The sequence below is a fragment of the Streptomyces sp. NPDC005803 genome, assembly GCF_040630435.1.
In the GTDB taxonomy this organism is placed as follows: Bacteria; Actinomycetota; Actinomycetes; order Streptomycetales; family Streptomycetaceae; genus Streptomyces.
Map to the genome: position 1 here is coordinate 22,927 of NZ_JBEXXO010000001.1, position 17,694 is coordinate 40,620.

13 protein-coding genes are annotated in these 17,694 nt (G+C 68.9%); 8 read left to right on the forward strand and 5 right to left on the reverse strand.

The genetic code is table 11. From position 1 onward, the window contains the following. The first annotated feature begins 420 nt into the window (after positions 1–420). Positions 421–1,260, forward strand: a complete 840-nt coding sequence (locus tag ABZ454_RS00100; protein ID WP_356321399.1) for an HAD-IB family hydrolase — start codon at positions 421–423, stop codon at positions 1,258–1,260. A gap of 581 nt (positions 1,261–1,841) precedes the next feature. Here the strand turns inward: ABZ454_RS00100 and ABZ454_RS00105 are convergent. Further along, entirely contained in the window at positions 1,842–2,666 is an 825-nt protein-coding gene (locus ABZ454_RS00105) for an oxidoreductase (protein WP_359535126.1), read from the reverse strand. 102 nt (positions 2,667–2,768) lie between these two features. Between ABZ454_RS00105 and ABZ454_RS00110 the strand changes: the two genes are divergently transcribed. After that, complete coding sequence (locus ABZ454_RS00110; RefSeq protein ID WP_359535128.1) at positions 2,769–3,764, forward strand: ATP-binding protein; 996 nt, start codon at positions 2,769–2,771, stop codon at positions 3,762–3,764. A 234-nt stretch (positions 3,765–3,998) separates the two neighbouring features. Here the strand turns inward: ABZ454_RS00110 and ABZ454_RS00115 are convergent, their stop codons facing one another. Further along, positions 3,999–5,330 (reverse strand): hypothetical protein, encoded by a 1,332-nt coding sequence (locus ABZ454_RS00115; RefSeq protein WP_359535130.1) that lies wholly within the window; start codon positions 5,328–5,330, stop codon positions 3,999–4,001. A 290-nt stretch (positions 5,331–5,620) separates the two neighbouring features. Between ABZ454_RS00115 and ABZ454_RS00120 the strand changes: the two genes are divergently transcribed. The 6 genes from ABZ454_RS00120 to ABZ454_RS00145 all read left to right on the forward strand — a co-directional run bounded on the left by ABZ454_RS00120 (position 5,621) and on the right by ABZ454_RS00145 (position 14,523). Further along, positions 5,621–8,578 (forward strand): SulP family inorganic anion transporter, encoded by a 2,958-nt coding sequence (locus ABZ454_RS00120; protein WP_359535132.1) that lies wholly within the window; start codon positions 5,621–5,623, stop codon positions 8,576–8,578. Between the two features lie 239 nt (positions 8,579–8,817). Beyond that, positions 8,818–10,815 (forward strand): acetate--CoA ligase, encoded by a 1,998-nt coding sequence (acs, locus tag ABZ454_RS00125; RefSeq protein WP_359535133.1) that lies wholly within the window; start codon positions 8,818–8,820, stop codon positions 10,813–10,815. A gap of 370 nt (positions 10,816–11,185) precedes the next feature. After that, positions 11,186–12,592 (forward strand): Na+/H+ antiporter NhaA, encoded by a 1,407-nt coding sequence (nhaA, locus tag ABZ454_RS00130; protein WP_359535134.1) that lies wholly within the window; start codon positions 11,186–11,188, stop codon positions 12,590–12,592. 39 nt (positions 12,593–12,631) lie between these two features. Next, positions 12,632–13,162 carry a phage holin family protein gene (locus ABZ454_RS00135; protein ID WP_359535136.1) on the forward strand — a complete coding sequence of 177 codons (531 nt, stop codon included), beginning with the start codon at positions 12,632–12,634 and terminating at the stop codon, positions 13,160–13,162. Next, entirely contained in the window at positions 13,159–14,214 is a 1,056-nt protein-coding gene (locus tag ABZ454_RS00140; RefSeq protein ID WP_359535137.1) for an alpha/beta hydrolase, read from the forward strand. The genes ABZ454_RS00135 and ABZ454_RS00140 overlap by 4 nt, the downstream gene beginning before the upstream one ends. Positions 14,215–14,319: 105 nt before the next feature. After that, a complete protein-coding gene (locus tag ABZ454_RS00145) occupies positions 14,320–14,523 on the forward strand; it encodes a hypothetical protein (RefSeq protein ID WP_356321415.1) in 204 nt (67 codons plus the stop codon). Positions 14,524–14,595: 72 nt separating this feature from the next. Here the strand turns inward: ABZ454_RS00145 and ABZ454_RS00150 are convergent, their stop codons facing one another. The 3 genes from ABZ454_RS00150 to nth all read right to left on the reverse strand — a co-directional run bounded on the left by ABZ454_RS00150 (position 14,596) and on the right by nth (position 17,577). After that, entirely contained in the window at positions 14,596–15,801 is a 1,206-nt protein-coding gene (locus tag ABZ454_RS00150) for a MarP family serine protease (RefSeq protein ID WP_356321417.1), read from the reverse strand. 89 nt (positions 15,802–15,890) lie between these two features. After that, on the reverse strand, positions 15,891–16,691 hold the full coding sequence (locus tag ABZ454_RS00155) for a CoA pyrophosphatase (RefSeq protein WP_359535140.1): 801 nt from the start codon (positions 16,689–16,691) through the stop codon (positions 15,891–15,893). Between the two features lie 61 nt (positions 16,692–16,752). Further along, positions 16,753–17,577 carry an endonuclease III gene (nth, locus tag ABZ454_RS00160; RefSeq protein WP_359535142.1) on the reverse strand — a complete coding sequence of 275 codons (825 nt, stop codon included), beginning with the start codon at positions 17,575–17,577 and terminating at the stop codon, positions 16,753–16,755. Positions 17,578–17,694: the final 117 nt, after the last annotated feature.

Sequence of the window (17,694 nt, forward strand, 5' to 3'; positions counted from 1 at the left end):
TCACGGGTGGAATCACGGTGCAGCGCTTCCGGAAATCGTGTGGATCTTGCTCGCAAACTGTGGACAACTCCACCGTTGTGAATAACTTCGTAGCTCGAACCGGCGACTTCCGAGAGCACCCCTTCCGCTACGCACCGTGACAGTGCATGCTGATGGCAGGCGTCCGCAGGCGCAGGCCATCACGGCCGAAAGGAGGAGAAATGCGTGATTCAGAGCGACAGAACAGCGGCAGAACCGTGTCCGGACATGCGACGACCCCCGCCGGGGGGGAGAGCGGGGGTCGTCCCCACGGCCGACTCGGGGGGGGAGGAGTCGGACCGGGTTAGCACGGTCGCGAACGATCCGTGACTTCCATGGTGTACCCGAGAGCTCTCTCAGGCAAACCCACGCACCGGAGTTTACGCCGAATGGCGGGCCCCTATGCTCTGCCTTGTGGAAAACCGCTTCTTGCCGCGCACAGCCGCCTTCTTCGATCTGGACAAGACGGTCATTGCGAAGTCATCGACGCTGACCTTCAGCAAGTCCTTCTACCAAGGCGGGCTGATCAACCGCCGCGCCGTACTGCGCACGGCGTACGCACAGTTCGTGTTCCTTGCCGGGGGCGCGGATCACGACCAGATGGAGCGGATGCGTGAATATCTCTCGTCACTCTGCAAGGGCTGGAACGTGCAGCAGGTGAAGGAGATCGTCGCCGAAACGCTGCACGATCTGATCGACCCGATCATCTACGACGAAGCAGCGACACTCATCGAGGAGCACCACACCGCCGGACGCGATGTGGTGATCGTGTCGACCTCGGGCGCCGAGGTGGTCGAACCGATCGGGGAGCTGCTGGGCGCCGACCGAGTCGTCGCCACCCGAATGGTCGTCGGGGACGACGGATGCTTCACGGGCGAGGTGGAGTACTACGCGTACGGGCCGACGAAGGCCGAGGCCATCAGGGCTCTCGCTGTGTCCGAGGGCTACGACCTCGCCCGCTGCTACGCGTACAGCGATTCAGCCACCGACGTCCCCATGCTGGAATCCGTCGGCCATCCACATGCGGTCAATCCGGACCGCGCACTGCGGCGCGAGGCGACTCTGCGGGAATGGCCGATTCTCGTCTTCAACCGCCCGGTGCGGCTCAAGCAACGCCTGCCCACCCTCTCGATGCCGCCACGGCCGGCACTCGTGGCCGCTGCGGCGGTGGGCGCAGCGGCCCTCACGGCCGGGCTCGTCTGGTACACCGCCCGCCGCCGCGCCACCGCGCCCTCGGCGTGAAGGGTTCCGCGCAGGGGGCCGCCGGGTTCGCCGCCCTGCGCAGAGGCCATACCCGTACGGCGTCGGACGCCGGGGAAGCAGCATGCAGCGGCACCCAACCTGCCCCTGCCCGCAGCTGCCCATGTGGGCTCGGCGCCGAGCCCACACCGAGTCCCCGGCTCGCAGCTGCTCGTTTGGGCCGACTCGTCCGTAATTGAACCTAAAAGTAAAGAAGTGCGGCCAGCACTTCCGCTCTCCCAGCGCCTGGAGTACAAAGGAGTCAACGGCCCGCGAGACCAAGGACATCCGAGAGGATGACCTGTAACGCAGAGAAGGCCCCACGGACCGCGCATGAACGCCGGGCACCCACGCGACGTCGACCCGTCGATTACGGGCCAGCCGCACCAGGGACGGGCAAAGCACCCGACCTGATGGGCATATATCGAGGACGCTTGGTAACCGGGTGGTCATGCCAGCGGCGGTACCGAGGACGGTACCGCCGCAACCCTTGCCACCGGCACAAGCCGACCCGCCCGCAGGCCACTGAGGACCGGTCGACAGAGCGTGCTAACAGCAGGCGCCGTGCCCCCTCCCGCGGTGGGTTAAGCGGCTCCGCGCTGCAGCGCCTCACACACAGCGGTCGACTCCCGGACTCCCAGTTCCGCCGCCCGCCCGCAATGGGCGATCCAGGCGCCCATACCTTCCGGCGTCCCCGCCAGGTACCCCTCGAAAGCCGCGACGTAAGCGGCCCGGCCCTGCTCTGCGTGCCCGACCTCGGATGGGCAGATCGCCTTCGGATCGAGCCCGCTTCCGATCAGGACGATCCGCTCGGCAGTCCGCGCCACCAGGCCGTTGTACGAACCGAAGGGGCGCAGCGCCAGCAACTCGCCGTGCACGACGGCGGCCGTCACCAGGGCGGGCGCGGCACCGCCCGAAAGAATGATGCCGCTGAGCCCTTCGAGCCGCCCTGCGACCTCGTCAGCGTCCGGCAGGGGCGCCTCGATCAGTGGCTCATCCACCGGCTCGCCTGCCAGCCGGGGCCGCCCGACCGCGTCTTCAGGCGCCGCACCACCAGCTGCCACCAGATGAAGCCGCGCGAGGACGCGCAAGGGTGACTGCCGCCAGATGGAGAGGAGTTGGCCCGCTTCGGCCGTCAGCCGCAGAGCCGCCCCGATCACGTGCGCCTCACCGTCACCACTGAAGTCGGTGCGGCGGCGCACCTCCTCGAGATTCCAGTCGGCACCGGAAAGCGCAGCCGAACCACGCGCGCCCCGCAGGGCCGCCTCGGCGGTCACCTCATTGCTGCGACGCCGCATGACACGGTGTCCGTAGACCCGGTCGACAGCCTTGCGCACGGAGTCCACCGCGTCGGCCACCCCTGGCAAGGTGCCCAGGGCGGCGAGCGGGTCCGGGGAAGTCGTACTCATAAGTAGCGAGGCTACGCGCCCCCGGTGGACCTACCGGCTCGAAGTGGCCTTCTTCACGAACCCTGACAACGGAATGCGTTCATACCGCTACCGTAGGTGAACATGAAGATCGCTTTCGTAGGGAAGGGCGGCAGCGGAAAGACCACGCTGTCCTCGCTCTTCATCCGCCACCTTGCCGCCAATGAGGCTCACGTCATCGCGGTGGACGCCGACATCAACCAGCATCTCGGGGCCGCGCTCGGCCTCGCCGAAAGGGAGGCGGCCGACCTCCCTGCCATGGGAGCGCAGCTGCCACTGATCAAGGAGTATCTGCGGGGCAGCAATCCTCGCATCGCCTCCACCGAGACGATGATCAAGACGACACCGCCGGGCGAGGGATCCCGGTTGTTGCGGGTGTGCGAGGACAATCCCGTCTACGACGCCTGCGCCCGCACGGTCGCTCTCGACGACGGGGACATCCGGCTGATGGTCACGGGGCCGTTCACCGAGTCGGACCTGGGAGTGGCCTGCTACCACTCCAAGGTCGGCGCGGTCGAGCTCTGCCTCAACCACCTCGTCGACGGGCAGGAGGAGTACGTGGTGGTCGACATGACCGCCGGTTCGGACTCCTTCGCCTCCGGGATGTTCACCCGTTTCGACATGACCTTCCTGGTTGCCGAGCCGACCCGCAAGGGCGTCTCCGTCTATCGCCAGTACAAGGAGTACGCACAGGACTTCGGCGTTGCGCTGAAGGTGGTCGGCAACAAGGTGCAGGGAGAGGACGACCTGGAGTTCCTGCGCGCCGAGGTCGGCGACGATCTACTGGTCACGATCGGTCACTCCGACTGGGTGCGCGGCATGGAGAAGGGACGTCCTGCCCGCTTCGAGCTCCTGGAGGCGGACAACCGGATGGCCTTGCAGGCCCTGCAGAACGCCGCGGAGGACTCGTACGGCCAGCGGGACTGGGAGCGCTACACGCGGCAGATGGTGCATTTCCATCTGAAGAACGCGGAGAGCTGGGGCAATGAGAAGACGGGGGCCGATCTAGCCGCCCAAGTGGACCCCGCCTTTGTCCTGGACGAGCGATACGCGCAGGCCGAGGCCGTCCAGCCCGCCTGAGCTACCGCCGCTCGGGCTGGTGTGCCCTGTCCCGGCCGGCGGGGTACGACGTCTACCCGCCCCGGCTGGCCGGGCACGGCATCTACCCCGTCGGCTGGCGGGGCAGGGCAGGCCCTGAGGGAACAGGCCAGCGGCCGCCCCACCCCCCGAGGTCGCCCGATGCCCGAGGTCGCCCGCTTCCCCGAGGGCAGTCCAGCAGCCGCCCGCTTCCGCGCGGGCGGCTCAGCAGTCGGCCTAGCGGCCTGCCTGCCTGCCCTCGGGGCCGGCGGGCGCCTTCGCCTCAGCCCGGCCCTCGCCTTGGCCCGCGCTCTTGCCGGGGCTCGCGGCCCCGCCGAGGAACGACGCCCAACCCGTCTTCGGTGCCTTGCCGACCTTCAGCGTGCCGAGCTTGGCGAGCGTGGCCGGGTCCTGGGCGTCCAGCCAGTCCGCGAGCTGCCGGAAGGACACGCAGCGCACGTCCTCCTTGGTGCACACCCTCGCGATCGTCTCCTCGATGGCGCGCATGTACGTGCCGCCGTTCCAGGACTCGAAGTGGTTGCCGATGATGAGAGGGGCACGGTTCCCGTCGTAGGCACGGTCGAAGGCCTGGATCAGGCCGTCCCGCATCTGCTTGCCCCAGTACTCGTGCTGGTCGGGGTCACCCTGGGTCGTACCGGACTGGTTGAACATGAAGTTGTAGTCCATCGACAGCGTTTCGAATGCACGCCCCGGCACCGGCACGAGCTGCATCGAGAGGTCCCAGATGCCGTCCTTCTTCTTCGGCCAGACCTGGTCGTTGACTCCACTCGAGTCGTAGCGGAAGCCCAACGAACGCGCCGCCGCGACCATGTTCTTCTGACCTTCCAGACAGGGAGTCCGGCCGCCGATCAGCTCCTTGTCGTAGTCGAAGGGCAGCGACTTCTCGTTCTTGAGGTCGGGGTCGTTGCTCTTCCAGCCCTTCACGAACGACTTGGCCTGACTGATCTCGCTCTTCCACTCGTCGACGGACCAGGTGCCGACCCCACCGTCCTGGCCGCAGAAGTGACCGTTGAAGTGGGTACCGATCTCGTTGCCGTCCAGCCAGGCACCACGGACCTGGGTCAGGGTGTCCCTGATGCCTTCGGTGTCGTTGAAGCCGATGTCGGAACTGCCCGCGTTGTGCTTGGGCGGGTCGTAGAGCTTGCGCTTCGCCTCCGGCAGCAGGTACACGCCGCTCAGGAAGTACGTCATGCTCGCGTGATACTTCTTGCCCACCTCACGGAAGTGCGAGAAGAGCCGCTGGCTGTCCTCTCCTGCGCCGTCCCAGGAGAACACCACGAACTGTGGGGGTTTCTGGCCGGCCGCGAGGCGGTGTACGGCCGGCTGCTTCGGCTGAGCACCCGTGAAGGCGGTCGACCCGTCGCCGATGAGCCGGACCGCGCTCTTGGGAGCCGCTTCCGCCGCCTTCTTCTTCGCCCCCGCAGCACCGTTCGCGGCACCGAGGCCGGGGTCGCCCGGATCAGAATCCGCCCCGGCACAGCCGGCCACTCCAGCGGCCAACGCCACGGCCACGACGCCCCAGGCGAACCTCTTCGTGGCGGCCATCATCCGCCCACCCTCTTCCTTGCAGAACTTGCACTGAAGTGCCGAAGTGCCGACACGGCGCGGCCAAAGTCGCACGCACTGCACATGAATTCGAGCGACAAGCCGCATGAAAAGATGCTTATTCACTGGAACGGGTGCTTAAATGACCCATTTGCCCCCAACCCTGGACACACCTCTTTACTCTCCATTACGATCTGTTTACCGAGAGTTGAGATATCCCGCCGCTGCACGCCGTGACCCACGGCCGCGTCCCCACGTTCCGCGACCGCGCTGCCCCGGAGGAGACGGGAAACATGTCTGCCTGCGTCCCCACTCGCCATGACCACTCATCCCGCAGTTCGCGCCCTCCCCGATCATCGGGAGTCAAGCGACCGCACAGCCCGCCCCCGCCGCACCGCGGTGGACGATTCCGCATCGCGGGCGCCGACCTGTCCGCATCGATCACTGTCTTCCTGCTTGCCGTCCCCATGTCGCTCGGCCTGGCCGTCGCCATGGACGCACCGTTGGAGGCAGGCCTCATCTCCGCAGCAGTCGGCGGCATCGTCGCCGGACTGCTCGGGGGAACCCCTCTGCAGGTCTCCGGCCCGTCCGCCGGACTGACTGTGGTGACAGCCGAGTTGATCCAGATCTACGGCTGGCGCACCACCTGCGCGATCACCATCGGCGCGGGACTGCTGCAAATCGTCCTGGGCTCGCTGCGGACCGCCCGCAGCGCACTGGCCGTCAGCCCCGCCATCGTCCATGGCACGCTCGCCGGTATCGGCGTGGCGATCGCACTCGCTCAATTGCACATCGTGCTCGGTGGATCGCCACAGAGCTCGGCCGTCTCCAACGCCCTGCATCTCCCCGCCCAGTTGGAGCGGGTGGCCCCGGCAGCACCGTTGATCGGCGGGCTCACCGTCGCCGTCCTGGTGCTGTGGCCGCGGATTCCGGGGCGGGCCGGGCGGATCATGCGGCGCATCCCCGCAGCCTTGGCCGCGGTGGCCATGGCCACCGCCGTGGCCGCGCTCGCGGCCCCCTCGATCGCCCGGGTCGATCTGCCGTCCTGGCGTTCACACGCACTGCCGGAATGGCCTCAGGGCCCTGTGCTCGGCCTGGCCACGGCGGTATTCACGATGATGCTGGTAGCCAGTCTGGAGTCCCTGCTCGCCGCCGTCGCGGTGGACAAGCTGGCTGCGGACCGGAGCCGTGAGCGGTCAACCGCGTCCGTCGTCGCGGGCGACGACAGACAGCCTGCCGAACCGGCCACCGGCATCCCCGGAGCGAATCCCGTCGCGGCCGCTCCCCCGGTCAAACGCGCCGACCTCGACCGTGAGCTCCGCGCCCAGGGCATCGCCAACGCCGTCTCCGGCCTGCTCGGCGGACTGGCGGTCTCCGGCGGGGCGGTGCGCAGTTCGGCGAACGTACGGGCCGGCGCGACCGGGCGCGCCTCGACGGTGCTGCACGGCGTCTGGGTCCTGCTCGCCACGGGCTTTCTGGTCACCGCACTCGAGTGGATCCCGCTGGCCGCCCTTGGCGCGCTCGTGATGGTGGTCGGCATCCAGATGGTGAACTTCGCGCACATCCGTAACGTCCACCGGCACCGTGAATTCCTGGTGTACGGCGCGACGATCACCGGAGTTCTGCTCTTCGGCGTGCTCAAGGGTGTGACGATCGGGATCGCCGTAGCGGTGGCCGTCGCGTTGCAGCGACTGGCCCGGACCCGGATCACCGTCTCCGACCATGCGGGACAGCATGTGGTGAGCGTGCGGGGGCAGTTGACTTTTCTCGCCGTTCCCCGTCTCAGCAGGGCACTGGGCCAGCTCCCACAGGAGGCGGACGTAGTGGTCGAGTTGGACGGTTTCTTCATGGATCACGCGGCCTACGAACTGATCCATGACTGGAGCAACGCGCATGCCGCCCATGGTGGCCGGGTCGCCTTCACCGGCAGGTCCGGGGGGAAAATCGCCGAACCCCCCTCTGCGGCACACTCCTGCTGCCGCCCCTGGACCCCGTGGCGCAACCACCACTGTCACGACCGGCCCGAGAACATGCCCGTTGCCGCCCCGGCTGCGCGTACACAGGCACACGGAGGCACGGGTACGAGCGCGGCGTTGCCGGTGACCGCCACTGCCCTTGCGGTTACCCCTGAGACTGCCTCCGACGCCGACCCCGTCCCTCCCGCTGTCGCCCCACCGGAACCAGGCCCCGCACATGCGGTGTCGCATGCACACGGGGCGGACTTGGACGGGACACGGCCCGGCCCCTTCCCACCCACCCCGCAATCACTCCACCGTACGCAGGGAGACACGCCGCAGGCCGCGCCCGATCACCCAGGCGACTTCACACCCGACCACCGCGCCGCCCGGACGTCGCCGACCGGCAGTCAACGGCTGATCAGTGGCCTCACCTCGTTCCAGCGCCATACGGCTCCGCTGGTCCGTGAGGAGCTGGCGAGACTGGCCAGAGAAGGCCAGCACCCCTCGCAGTTGTTCATCACCTGCGCGGATTCCCGACTGGTCACGAGCATGATCACGGCAAGCGGCCCCGGCGACCTGTTCACCGTCCGCAACATCGGCAATCTCGTGCCTCCACCCGACTCCGAGACCGGCGACCACTCGGTCGGTGCGGCCATCGAGTACGCGGTGGACGTGCTGGGGGTCGAATCCATCACCATCTGCGGGCACTCAGGCTGCGGGGCGATGAACGCGTTGCTGGGCACCAGGCCCGAGGGTCCGGCAACGGCCCTCTGGCGGTGGCTCCGGCACGGACTCCCCAGTCTGGAGCGGATGGCCTCGCGCGACCGGGCCTGGGCCCGGATTTCCGGCCGGATGCCCGCCGATGCGCTGGAACAGCTCTGCCTCACCAACATCGTCCAGCAGCTCGACCATCTACGGGCGCACACCTCGGTGGCGCGACGCCTCGCAGAGGGCACCATCCAGCTCCACGGCATGTATTTCCATGTGGCCGAGGCACAGTCGTATCTGCTGACCGAGGGCGCGAGTGCCGGCAGCGGGTTCGACGAGGTGTTCGATCCGATCACCCCGTCCTCTCCGTCTCCGGCTCCGTCTCCGTCAACCGACACCATTGACCCGGCTGACCAGTCCCACTCCTCTCACCCGTCCCACCCATCTGATCCGTCCCATTCCCACCTCGCTCATCCGTCTCATCTCTCTCACCCCTCCCACTCGGCCCACCCGGGCAGCGCGGGGGACCGATCGCATCCGGGTGACCCGCCCGACCCGGCCACGTTGGCGCGTACCGGCGCCTGAACCACCTGACCCTCGGGTCCGTGAGACCTTGTGGTCCCGCTTCCGCACGCATCACCGCACACACCAGCACCGCACCGCACACCAGCACGGCGCACCAGCTACAGCTACAACCGCACCAGCCCGAGCAACGTGCACCACAGCCCCGCCGCGGAAGCGGGATCGTGCCTCCATACACGAAGACACAGGTCTAAACCAATTCCCGGCAGACACTTGTCACCTGGCCGTCGGCCTGATGAGCTATGCCCCGGGACACAACGGACACCCTGGGAATGGGAGATGTCGTGAGCAACGAAAGCTTGGCCAATCTGCTTCGTGAGGAGCGGCGGTTCGCACCGCCTGCCGATCTGGCCGCGAACGCCAACGTCACAGCGGAGGCGTACGAGCAGGCCAAGGCGGACCGGCTGGGCTTCTGGGCCGAGCAGGCCCGCCGCCTGACCTGGGCCACCGAGCCGACCGAGACGCTCGACTGGAGCAATCCGCCCTTCGCGAAGTGGTTCGCGGACGGCGAGCTCAACGTCGCGTACAACTGCGTGGACCGTCACGTCGAGGCGGGCAACGGCGACCGGGTCGCCATTCACTTCGAGGGCGAGCCCGGCGACAGCCGTTCTCTCACCTACGCGGAGCTGAAGGACGAGGTCTCGCGCGCCGCCAACGCCCTCACCGAGCTCGGTGTCGTCAAGGGCGACCGGGTCGCCGTCTACCTGCCGATGATCCCCGAGGCCGCCATCGCGATGCTGGCCTGCGCCCGCATCGGCGCCGCCCACTCGGTCGTCTTCGGCGGCTTCTCCGCCGACGCCATCGCCACCCGCATCCAGGACGCGGACGCGAAGATCGTCATCACGTCCGACGGCGGATACCGCCGCGGCAAGCCCTCAGCCCTCAAGCCGGCCGTCGACGAAGCGGTCTCCCGCATCGAGAGCGTCGAACACGTTCTCGTCGTCCGCCGCACCGGCCAGGACACCGCCTGGACCGAGGGCCGCGACGTCTGGTGGCACGAGATCACCGCCCGCCAGTCCACCGACCACACCCCCGAGGCCTTCGAGGCCGAGCAGCCGCTGTTCATCCTCTACACCTCGGGCACCACCGGGAAGCCCAAGGGCATCCTGCACACCTCCGGCGGATACCTCACGCAGGCGGCGTACACCCACCACGCGGTCTTCGACCTCAAGCCCGAGACCGACGTCTACTGGTGCACCGCCGACATCGGCTGGGTCACCGGGCACTCGTACATCGTCTACGGCCCGCTGGCCAACGGCGCGACGCAGGTCATGTACGAAGGAACGCCCGACACCCCGCACCAGGGACGCTTCTGGGAGATCGTCCAGAAGTACGGCGTCACGATCCTCTACACCGCGCCGACCGCCATCCGCACCTTCATGAAGTGGGGTGACGACATCCCCGCCAAGTTCGACCTGTCGTCACTGCGCGTCCTGGGTTCGGTCGGCGAACCGATCAACCCCGAAGCCTGGATGTGGTACCGCAAGCACATCGGCGCCGACAAGTGCCCCATCGTGGACACCTGGTGGCAGACCGAGACGGGCGCGATGATGATCTCGCCGCTCCCCGGAGTCACCGAGACCAAGCCCGGCAGCGCCCAGCGCGCCCTGCCCGGCATCAGCGCCACCGTCGTCGACGACGAAGCACGCGAGGTCCCCGACGGCGGCGGCGGCTACCTCGTCCTCACCGAACCGTGGCCCTCGATGCTGCGCACCATCTGGCGCGACGATCAGCGCTTCCTCGACACCTACTGGTCCCGCTTCGAAGGCAAGTACTTCGCGGGCGACGGCGCCAAGAAGGACGAGGACGGCGACATCTGGCTGCTCGGCCGGGTCGACGACGTCATGCTCGTGTCCGGGCACAACATCTCGACCACCGAGGTCGAGTCGGCACTCGTGTCCCACCCGGCGGTCGCCGAGGCCGCCGTCGTCGGCGCGGCCGACGAGACGACCGGCCAGGCCATCGTCGCGTTCGTGATCCTGCGGGGCACCGCCACCAGCTCGGACGAACTGGTCGCCGAGCTCCGCAACCACGTCGGCACCACACTCGGCCCGATCGCCAAGCCGAAGCGGATCATGCCGGTCGCCGAACTGCCCAAGACCCGCTCCGGCAAGATCATGCGACGCCTGCTCCGCGACGTCGCGGAGAACCGAGTCCTGGGAGACGTCACCACGCTCACCGACTCCTCGGTCATGGACCTTATCCAGAACCAGCTCCCCCAGTCCCCCTCCGAGGACTAGGACCGAAACCCGGGCCACACAGAGCACCCGAAGCCCCGGACCACGGAGCGCCCGAAGCCCCGGGCCGCAGAGCACCCGAGGCCCGGGGCCACAAAAGCACCCGAGCCTCCGGGCCGCCGAGCACCCCAAGCTCCGGCCCGGGACAGGCTCCGAAAGACAGGGCCGCCCCCGAAGGGCATCCGCAACGCGCCGGATGCCCTTCGGGCATTTAGTGTGAAGATCACCGGTCACCGCCCCACGAGCCCCGGGTACAGTGGGCAGCTGATCAACAAAAAACGACAAGAAGTCTCCACAGGGTGTGCCGGGAAGTCTGGTCGGCAAGTGCATCAGCCATGCCATCGCTGCCGTACCGACCCGGAGGTCTTCCCCCGTGGCCACGCCCACACCCCCGCCCCCCTCTGCCCGCCGTACCTTCCTGGCACGCCTGCCACTCCCCGAGCGCAACTACCTCACGGACGCCCTGCGTACGGAGACCGTCGGTGGAGTCATCCTGCTGGTCGCCGCCGTGGCCGCGCTCGTCTGGGCGAACACCTTCGGATCGAGCTATACGGCCGTCAGCGACTTCCACTTCGGGCCGGGGGCGCTCGGCCTCGACCTGTCCGTGGCGCACTGGGCGTCCGAGGGTCTGCTCGCCATCTTCTTCTTCGTCGCGGGTGTCGAGCTCAAGCGTGAACTGGTCGCGGGGGAACTCCGGGACCCCAGGGCCGCCTCGCTCCCGGTGATCGCCGCGTTGTGCGGCATGGCCGTGCCGGCGGTCGTCTACACGCTGGTGAACATCGCCGGCGACGGATCCACGGTCGGCTGGGCCGTCCCCACGGCCACGGACATCGCCTTCGCACTGGCCGTCCTCGCCGTCATCGGCACCTCGCTTCCGGCCGCGCTCCGCGCGTTCCTGCTGACGCTCGCCGTCGTCGACGACCTCTTCGCGATCCTGATCATCGCGGTCTTCTTCACCGAGGACATCGACTTCGTGGCGCTCCTCGGCTCATTCGTCGGCCTCGCCGTCTTCTACCTGCTGCTGCGGTTCGGTGTCCGTGGCTGGTACGTCTACGTACCGCTCGCCCTGGTCATCTGGGGGCTGATGTACAACAGCGGCATCCACGCCACCATCGCCGGTGTCGCCATGGGCCTGATGCTGCGCTGCACCCGGCGCGAGGGGGAGGACCGCTCGCCCGGCGAACGCATCGAGCACCTGATCCGTCCGCTGTCGGCCGGTTTCGCCGTGCCGCTGTTCGCGCTCTTCTCCGCCGGCGTCTCGCTCTCCGGCGGAGCGCTGGCCGGCGTGTTCACCCGGCCCGAAACGCTCGGGGTCGTCCTGGGTCTCGTCGTGGGCAAGACGATCGGCATCTTCGGCGGTACGTGGCTGGCCACCCGGTTCACCAAGGCGGAGCTCAACAAGGACCTGGCCTGGGCCGATGTCTTCGCGGTCGCCTCACTCGCCGGCATCGGTTTCACGGTCTCGCTGCTGATCGGGGAGCTCGCCTTCACCGGCGACGACGAAATGATCAACGAGATCAAGGCGTCGGTTCTGCTCGGCTCCGTGATTGCCGCCGTACTCTCCGGTGTACTGCTCAAACTGCGGGTACGCACCTACCGGACGCTGTTCGACGCCGAGGAACTCGACGAGGACGCGTCCGGTGTTCCGGACATCTACGAACAGGACGATCCGGAGTACCACCTGCGGATGGCCGCGCTCTACGAGAAGAAGGCGGCCGAGCACCGCCGCCTTGCCCGACTGGCGGGGGCAGCGAGCAGCAAGCCGGACAGTCCGGCATGATCTGACATCGGACGTGTTGAACAGGAGAGGGAGTCAGGGATGAGCGACCCCGGCAATTACGCGGGCAGCGCGGACCGCAGTCTCGGCCAGTTGGTCGCCTCGGCGACGGCGGAATTGTCGGCGCTGGTGCACGACGAGATCGCCCTGGCCAAGGCCGAGGTGCGACAGGACGTCAAGCGCGGCGCGATCGGCAGCGCGGCCTTCATCGTCACGGGCGTGCTGCTTCTGTTCGCGATCCCGGTGCTGAGCTTCGCGGCCGCGTACGGAATCCACAACCTGGGCCTGGGGCTCGCCTGGTCGTTCCTGATCGTGGGCGGTGCGTTCATCCTGCTGGGCATCCTGCTCGCGCTCTTCGGGTACGCCAAGTTCAAGAAGGTCAAGCCGCCGGAGAAGTCCATCGCCTCGGCCAAGCAGACCGCCGCCGTCCTGCAGGGCGTCAAGCCGCACCCCCGTGCGAGCATCGGCGCCGACGTCATCCTGCCGGTGGGCGGCAGCACAGTTTCGGACAAGGCGATCGAGAACCGTCCGGTCCAGGACAAGGCGTCGGTTGTGGCACGCTCATCCACATGACGGTCCCCGATTCCAGCGCATTCCGCCCTGTGGGCCCGCACGACCGGGCGGGCGAGAGGCCGGCCGGTCCGGCAGGCCCCGCCCCCGCCCCGTCCGCCCCGGTTCCCGGTGGCCCGCAGGGCCCCGCGGCCATCACCGGCGGGCCCGTGCGTCTCGACGGCCCCTGGACGCACCGGGACGTCGCGGCCAACGGCGCCCGCTTCCACATCGCCGAAATGGGTGAGGGGCCGCTGGTGCTCCTCCTGCATGGCTTTCCGCAGTTCTGGTGGACCTGGCGCCACCAGCTTCCGGCACTCGCCGACGCGGGCTACAGGGCCGTGGCGATGGACCTGCGTGGGGTGGGCGGCAGCGACCGGACGCCACGCGGTTACGACCCCGCCAACCTGGCGCTCGACATCACCGGCGTCATCCGCTCGCTCGGCGAACCGGACGCCGCGCTGGTCGGCCACGACATGGGCGGCTACCTGGCCTGGACGGCCGCGGTGATGCGGCCGAAGCTGGTGCGCCGCCTGGTGGTCTCCTCGATGCCGCATCCGCGCCGGTGGCGCTCCTCGATGCTCTCCGACTTCGCCCAGTCCCGTGCGGGCTCGTACGTCTGGGGCTTCCAGCGCCCCTGGGTGCCGGAGCGTCAGCTCGTGGCCGAGGACGCGGCGTTGGTGGGACGCCTGATCCACGAGTGGGCGGGTCCGGGCACGGCGGAGTTCCCCGACGAGGCGACGGTGGACGTCTACCGGCGCGCCATGTCCATCCCGTCGACCGCGCATTGCTCGGTCGAGCCCTACCGCTGGATGGTGCGTTCGCTGGCCCGCCCGGACGGCATCCAGTTCAACCGGCGCATGAAGCGGCCGGTGCGGGTGCCGACACTGCATCTGCACGGTTCACTCGATCCGGCGGTCCGTACCCGGAGCTCGGCAGGGTCCGGCGCGTACGTCGAGGCGCCGTACCGTTGGCGACTTTTCGACGGTCTGGGGCACTTCCCCCACGAGGAGGATCCGGCCGGGTTCTCGGCCGAACTCATCAACTGGCTCAAGGATTCCGAGCCCGACCGGTAGCCGCCGGGCACACATGTCCGACGAACAGCCACTTGCCCGCCGCATAGGCCAATTGGCTGGCGGATGGGCGGTTACCGACCATGCGTCACGGGCAGACGTCCGGGTATGGGCTGGACGCACGACTTCGGTGACGCAGCACGCAATCGTCGCTCGACCGCCACGGCGGCACCGGGCATTCATGAGGGGGGCGGCCTCCAGGGCCGGGTGCACGCTATGCATGTTCTGCATGATCCCCGGCTCGGCATCCCGCACATTCTCCGCCGCCGGGCCCGCTGGGTCTCGGCGCGGCTGCGCCACCCGCGCGGATGACCTGCGGCCCCACCGCATTCACAGGCTTTCCCCGCCACGCTCCGGGGGCCGGCAGCTCGTCCGGAGCAGCCCTCAGAGCGCGCACCCCTGGCTGTCGACCTGCTGGTTGGCGGCACGGCCCTGCGCGATGTCCTGGCGGATCTCGTCGGCCGTGAGGGCGTAACCGGTGTCGGGGTCGTCGAGCGATTTGGCGAACACGACTCCGTACACCTTGCCGTCGGGGGTCAGCAGCGGACCGCCGGAGTTGCCCTGACGGACCGTCGTGAAGAGTGAGTACACATCACGGCGGACGGTACCGCGGTGGTAGATGTCGGGCCCGTTCGCGTCGATGCGGGCCCGGACCCGCGCGGAGCGCACGTCGTACGAGCCGTTCTCCGGGAACCCCGCGACGATCGCGCTGTTCCCGGTCGCGGCATCGTGGTCGGTGTCGGTGAACCGCAGCGGCTCCGCGTCGAGGTCCGGCACGTCGAGTACGGCGATGTCGCGCCGCCAGTCGTAGAGGACGACCTTCGCGTCGTAGAGCCGTCCCTCGCCGCCGATCTGCACGGTCGGCTCGTCGACGCCGCCGACGACGTGGGCGTTGGTCATCACCCGGCGGTCGGAGAAGACGAACCCGGTGCCTTCGAGGACCTTGCCGCAGCTGGGGGCCGTACCGACGACCTTGACGATCGACTGCTTGGCGCGAGCCGCCACGGGGCTGCCGGCCAGCGCCGGGTCGGGGGCCCTGACCTCGGTGATGGGCTCGTTGGCGAACGGGCTGAAGACCTGCGGGAAGCCGTTCTGCGCGAGGACCGAGGAGAAGTCCGTGAACCAGGTCGAGGCCTGGGGCGGCAGCACCCGGGAGATGCCGAGCAGGACCGAGGAGCTGCGGACCTCCTTGCCCAGCGTCGGCAGGGACGTACCGGCCAGCGCGGAGCCGATCAGCCAGGACACCAGCAGCATCGCCACGACGTTGACCAATGCGCCGCCGGTCGCGTCGACGGCACGCGCGGGCGACCATGTGATGTACCGGCGGAGCTTGTTCCCCAGGTGGGTGGTGAAGGCCTGGCCCACCGAGGCGCACACGATCACGATGACGACCGCGACGATGGCGGCGCTCGACGAGACGTCGGAGCCGTCCGTCACCTGGTCCCACAGGATGGGCAGCAGGTAGACGGCGACGAGGCCGCCGCCCAGGAACCCGATCACCGACAGAATGCCGACGACGAACCCCTGGCGGTAGCCGATGACCGCGAACCACACGGCGCCGGCCAGCAGCAGGATGTCCAGCACGTTCACCGTCTATTGCCTCGCAGATTCGTCACCGGGCCCGTACGTCTCCCCATGGCCGGGCAGGCCCGGAGCAGCGGAGCACGGGAGTCAGCCTGTCATGCGCGCCAGTCGAGCGGCACCTGCTTGGCTCTGTCCCAGGGGCGCTCCCAGCCCGCGAAGTGCAGAATCCGGTCGATCACACCTGCCGTGAACCCCCATACGAGTGCGGATTCGACCAGAAATGCCGGGCCGCGGTGGCCGCTGGGGTGGCGTGTGGTCACCCGGTTGGCCGGATCCGTGAGATCCGCCACGGGGACGGTGAAGACCCGGGCGGTCTCCCCCGGGTCGACGACCCCGACCGGACTGGGAGAACGCCACCAGCCGAGGACGGGCGTCACCACGAAGCTGCTGACGGGGATGTAGAGCCGGGGCAGCACGCCGAAGATCTGCACTCCGCGCGGATCGAGGCCGGTCTCCTCCTCGGCTTCGCGCAGCGCGGCCCTGAGCGGCCCCGTCGTCTCCTGGTCGCCGTCGGCAGGGTCGAGGGAGCCGCCGGGGAAGGAGGGCTGGCCCGGGTGGGAGCGCAGGCTTCCGGCCCGCTCCATCAGGAGCAGCTCCGGCCCACGGGGGCCCTCGCCGAACAGCACGAGCACGGCGGACTGCCGTCCGGCGCCGCTCTCGGGCGGCAGGAAGCGGCTGAGCTGCTGCGGCTCGACGGTCCGCGCCGCCCGTGCGACGGGCTCCAGCCAGCTGGGCAGGTTCTCGGTCGTGATGTCGATCGCGGCGTCGGCCGCGGCACCGCCCCTGGTGCCGTCCCCGGCGTCGCGCGCGCCCGGTGACGCGGCCTGTGCGGCGGCGGCACCGGGCGTGGCCTGTGCGGCGGTGGCCGCGTCCGTGCTGTGTTCATGCGTCTTCATAGGCACCCCTCGTCTCACAACGCCTGTCCTCACGCATTTCGTTCCGGCGCGGCCCGTCGTGTCAGCCGGCGCCCAGGGCGGGGGCGGGACTGCCCGGGTAGTCCGACGGCGGCTTCAGCCGCTGACCCGGCTGGCCCCCCATCTCGTACTTCAGCAGCTTCTGGGCCTTCTCGGGATCCGTCTCGCCCTCCCCGTAGGAGGGGCAGAGCTGGGCGACCGGGCAGGCGCCGCAGGCGGGCCGACGGGAATGACAGACGCGGCGGCCGTGGAAGACGACGCGGTGCGAGAGCATCGTCCACTCGCTCTTGGGGAAGATCGCCGCGACCTCGGCCTCGACCCTCTCCGGATCCTCCTGCTCGGTCCACTTCCACCGGCGGACCAGTCGGCCGAAATGCGTGTCGACCGTGATGCCCGGTACGCCGAAGGCATTGCCGAGGACGACGTTGGCGGTCTTGCGGCCGACCCCGGGCAGCGTCACGAGATCGGCCAGGCGTCCGGGCACCTCACCACCGAAACGGTCCCGGAGGGCGACGGAGAGGCCTATGAGCGACTTGGTCTTGGCGCGGAAGAACCCGGTCGGCCGGATGATCTCTTCCATCTCCTCCGGGACGGCCATCGCCATGTCCTCCGGAGTGGGGTACTTCGCGAACAGCGCCGGCGTCGTCTGGTTCACCCGCAGGTCCGTCGTCTGCGCCGACAGCACGGTGGCCACCAGCAGCTCGAACGGCGTCTCGAAGTCGAGCTCGGGATGCGCGTACGGATACGTCTGGGCCAGGACGCGGTTGATCTTCCGCGCCCGCCGCACCATCGCCAGGTGCGACTCCGGCTTCGCGGCCGCCTTCACCGCCGGTTCGACCGCGGACTTCCGGACCTTGCTCTCTGCCATGCACGAAGGCTACGCCGAAGGTGCGACACGACGGGGCGGTTCACGAGCCGGTCACGATGCCGGCATCTCCCCTCCGCGGCCCGCCGAGCGTGCCGTCCCGCACCGGAGGAAGAGCGA

Bases quoted from the DNA above. Each gene is read 5' to 3' on its own strand.
- ABZ454_RS00100 (WP_356321399.1), top strand. From the start codon at position 421: ATGCTCTGCCTTGTGGAAAACCGCTTCTTGCCGCGCACAGCCGCCTTC.
- ABZ454_RS00115 (WP_359535130.1), bottom strand. From the start codon at position 5,330: ATGATGGCCGCCACGAAGAGGTTCGCCTGGGGCGTCGTGGCCGTGGCG.
- ABZ454_RS00155 (WP_359535140.1), bottom strand. From the start codon at position 16,691: ATGAAGACGCATGAACACAGCACGGACGCGGCCACCGCCGCACAGGCC.
- nth (WP_359535142.1), bottom strand. From the start codon at position 17,577: ATGGCAGAGAGCAAGGTCCGGAAGTCCGCGGTCGAACCGGCGGTGAAG.
- acs (WP_359535133.1), top strand. From the start codon at position 8,818: ATGCCCCGGGACACAACGGACACCCTGGGAATGGGAGATGTCGTGAGC.
- ABZ454_RS00145 (WP_356321415.1), top strand. From the start codon at position 14,320: ATGGGCTGGACGCACGACTTCGGTGACGCAGCACGCAATCGTCGCTCG.
- ABZ454_RS00135 (WP_359535136.1), top strand. From the start codon at position 12,632: ATGAGCGACCCCGGCAATTACGCGGGCAGCGCGGACCGCAGTCTCGGC.
- ABZ454_RS00120 (WP_359535132.1), top strand. From the start codon at position 5,621: ATGTCTGCCTGCGTCCCCACTCGCCATGACCACTCATCCCGCAGTTCG.
- ABZ454_RS00105 (WP_359535126.1), bottom strand. From the start codon at position 2,666: ATGAGTACGACTTCCCCGGACCCGCTCGCCGCCCTGGGCACCTTGCCA.
- ABZ454_RS00140 (WP_359535137.1), top strand. From the start codon at position 13,159: ATGACGGTCCCCGATTCCAGCGCATTCCGCCCTGTGGGCCCGCACGAC.
- ABZ454_RS00110 (WP_359535128.1), top strand. From the start codon at position 2,769: ATGAAGATCGCTTTCGTAGGGAAGGGCGGCAGCGGAAAGACCACGCTG.